The following is a 3,575-nucleotide window of genomic DNA, read 5'->3' on the forward strand; positions in this document are numbered from 1 at the left end:
GCGGCTTCACCGGCGGCCGTGCGGGCGGACCGCCGGGGCCGCTCGGAGGCGCGTTTGCGTGGCGGTTCCTCGTCCTCGGCGTCATCCTCGGCGGCGTCGGCACCGGTGAGGGCGGACACCTTGGCGGTGACGGTCGACAGCAGCCCGCCGCCGGAGGCGCTGCGCTTGGGCTTGGGCGCTTTCGTGTCCTTGGCGGCCTTCGCGTCGCTGGCCTCTGCGGCCGGTGCGCCCCGCCGTGCCGACATGCCGAGGTACCACCGGCCCATGCCGATGAGCAGCACGGCCGCGGCGGTGAAGAACATCAGCGGGAACCGCTCGATCAGCGGATAACCGCAGTTGATGGCCAGATCCTTGAGCCCGCTGAGCTGCCCGCCGTGGAACAGGAAGTAGGCGCCGGGAACGCTCGCGAACAGGATCAGTGGCGGCTGGATGACGGCGGTGAAGATCGAGTTCTGCCGGACCGCGAGCACCGCGAGCAGACACCCCAGGACGTAGCAGGCGGAGAACACCGCGCTGAGCTGACGGTCGCCCGATCCGGCGTCGAAGGCGAAGCCCACGGCGGTGAACGTGCCCGCCAGCAGCACGGCACCCCACCACGGCACACCCGGGAAATTGGGATGCACAGAGCGATGGTCGGCCGACACCGCCGGCCGGGCGCGCTGTCCTGACACAGGTAGACCGTACCGGCTCCGCAGCGTGCTGCGCTGCCAGCGCGCGCGGGTGCGCGCGCCGTCCTCTGGCAGACTGTGATCCCTGTGGGACTCAACCTCGGAATCGTCGGACTCCCGAACGTCGGAAAGTCGACCCTGTTCAATGCGCTGACGCGCAACAACGTGCTGGCGGCGAACTACCCGTTCGCGACCATCGAACCCAACGAGGGTGTGGTCGCGCTCCCGGATCCTCGGCTCGACGAGCTGGCGAAAATGTTCCACTCCGACAAGATTGTGCACGCGCCGGTGACGTTCGTCGACATCGCCGGCATCGTCAAGGGCGCGTCGGAGGGGGCCGGTCTCGGAAACAAATTCCTGGCCAACATCCGTGAATGCGACGCCATCTGCCAGGTGGTGCGGGTGTTCACCGACGACGACGTCACCCACGTCGACGGCCGGATCGACCCGCGGTCCGACATCGAGGTGATCGAGACCGAACTCATGCTCGCCGACATGCAGACCCTCGAGCGGGCGCTGCCGCGACTGGAGAAGGAAGCCCGCACGCACAAGGACCGCAGGCCCGTGCACGAGGCCGCGCTCGCCGCGCAAGAGGTGCTCAACGACGGCCGGACGCTGTTCGGCGCGAGCTTCGACGCGACGCTGTTGCGCGAGTTGAACCTGTTGACCACCAAGCCGTTCCTGTACGTGTTCAACGCCGACGAGGGAGTGCTGACCGACGACGCGCAGGTGGCCGAACTGCGCGAGCTGGTGGCGCCCGCCGACGCGGTGTTCCTCGACGCCAAGATCGAAGCCGAATTGCAGGAACTCGACGAGGAGTCGGCGGCCGAGCTGTTGGAGTCGATCGGGCAGACCGAACGCGGCCTCGACGCGCTGGCCCGTGCCGGGTTCCACACGCTGAAGCTGCAGACCTTCCTGACCGCCGGGCCCAAGGAGTCGCGGGCGTGGACGATCCATCAGGGCGACACCGCGCCGAAGGCCGCAGGCGTCATCCACACCGATTTCGAGAAGGGCTTCATCAAGGCCGAGATCGTGTCCTACGAGGACCTGGTGGAGGCCGGCTCGATGGCGGCGGCCAAGTCGGCGGGCAAGGTGCGGATGGAAGGCAAGGACTACGTGATGGCCGACGGCGACGTGGTGGAGTTCCGCTTCAACGTGTAGGTGGGGGTTGAGACCGATCTACCCTGCCGCCCTCGCGCGACCTAGCTGATGACGAGGGTGACGGTGCCCACGTTGCTGTCGACGGTTCCGTCGTTGACCTTGTAGGTGAACGAATCCTGTCCGGTGAAGCCGGTATTGGGTTTGTAGGTGAAGGACCGGTCGACGCCGTTGAAGACCAGGACGCCGTTTTGGGTGCTGGTGAGCAGCGTTGCGATCAGCGGATCGCCGTCATCGTCGAAAGACCGGTTGTCCAGGGCGATTCCGTAGAAGCCGTCCTTGGCCAGCGGAATGGTGTCGTTGGCGACTACCGGCACGTCGTTCACCGAGGTGACGGTGATGTTCACAGTGGTGAAGGCGGAAGTGGCGATGCCGTCGCTGATTTGGTAAGTGAACGAGTCGGGGCCGTGGTAGTTGGGTGCCGGCGTATAGATGAACGAGCCGTCGGAGCGAAGATCGAACAGGCCCTGATGTGCAGTCGCGGTGCCCGCACTGAGAACCAAGACGTCGCTGTCGATATCGGTGTCATTGCCCAGCACCCCGGGAGCAGCGACGGTCAATGTGGTGTCCTCGGCGACGGTGTATGACTCGGGGTTGGCCACCGGGGCGTTGTTGACCGCTTTGACGTTGAGGCTCACGGTGGCCACCGAACTCGTGGCTGTGCCGTCCGACGCGCGGTAGGTGAAGCTGTCGGGCCCGATGTAGTTGGCGGCGGGGGTGTAGGTGAACGACCCGTTGGGGTTGAGCGACAGTGTGCCGTGCGACGGACCGGCATCCACCTGTGCAGTCAGTGAACTTCCCTCGGGGTCGGTGTCATTGGCTAAGACGCCGCGGGTGGCGACCGTCAACGCGGTGTTCACGGTGGTGGCATAGGAGTCGTTGGTTGGTGTCGGCGCGTCGTTGACCGGGGTGACGGTGATGGTGACCGTGGAGTACGTCGACCTGGTGATGCCGTCGGTGATCTGGTAGGTGAACGAATCCGTGCCGCTGAAGTTGATTGGTGGGGTGTAGGTGAAGGAACCGTCCGACAGGAGCTGGAACGAGGAGGGAGCGGCGTGGACCGGATTGGTGACCGCAACGACGTATATCCCTGGACCGTCGATGTCGGTGTCGTTGTTCAGGAGTCCGTAAGCGGGGACGGTCAACGTGCTGTCTTCGCCGATGGTGTAGAAGTCCGGAATGGCCACCGGAGCGTCGTTCACGACGTTCACTGTCAGCGACACGGTGGCCACATTGCTGTCGAGCACGCCGTCAGTCACCTTGTAGGCGAACGAGTCAAGCCCGGTGTAGTTGGCCGTCGGGGTGTAGGTGAAGGAGCCGTTGGAGTTGAGCGTCAACGTGCCGTGTGCGGGATCGCTGACCTTCACGACGGTCAACGGGCTGCCTTCCGGGTCGGTGTCGTTGCCCCGTACACCAGGCGCCGCCACGGTGAGCGCAGTGTCCTCATTGGTCGAATAGGCGTCATCGGCAGCCACCGGGGCGTCGTTGACCACGTTGACCGTCACATTCACCGTGGCCACATTGCTGTCGAGCGAACCGTCAGTCACCTTGTAGGTGAATGAATCCGGCCCGGTGTAGTTGGCAGTCGGGGTGTAGGTGAACGACCCGTTGGAGTTGAGTGTCAACGTGCCGTGTGCGGGATCGCTGACCTTCACGACGGTCAACGCTGCGCCTTCGGGATCACTGTCATTGCCCAGTACACCGGGCGCCGCCACGGTCATCGTGGCGTCCTCATTGGTCGAGTAGGCG

At 65.2% G+C, this 3,575-nt stretch carries 3 protein-coding genes; 1 reads left to right on the top strand and 2 read right to left on the bottom strand.

Going from position 1 to position 3,575, the window contains the following annotated elements; translation table 11 throughout:
- Window positions 1-671 (bottom strand): DUF6542 domain-containing protein (locus Q2100_RS21470; protein ID WP_407667672.1); only part of this gene is annotated, 671 nt, incomplete at its 3' end.
- 84 nt (window positions 672-755) lie between these two features.
- Between Q2100_RS21470 and ychF the strand changes: the two genes are divergently transcribed.
- The gene (gene ychF / locus Q2100_RS21475; RefSeq protein ID WP_302915688.1) at window positions 756-1,829 is read left to right on the top strand and encodes a redox-regulated ATPase YchF; all 1,074 of its coding nucleotides are present in this window, start codon (window positions 756-758) and stop codon (window positions 1,827-1,829) included.
- A 41-nt stretch (window positions 1,830-1,870) separates the two neighbouring features.
- On the opposite strand, the gene Q2100_RS21480 is transcribed toward ychF, so the two are convergent.
- Window positions 1,871-3,575 (bottom strand): cadherin-like domain-containing protein (locus Q2100_RS21480; protein ID WP_302915689.1); only part of this gene is annotated, 1,705 nt, incomplete at its 5' end.

It is taken from the genome of Mycolicibacterium arseniciresistens (assembly GCF_030519285.1).
Taxonomy (GTDB): Bacteria; Actinomycetota; Actinomycetes; order Mycobacteriales; family Mycobacteriaceae; genus Mycobacterium; species Mycobacterium arseniciresistens.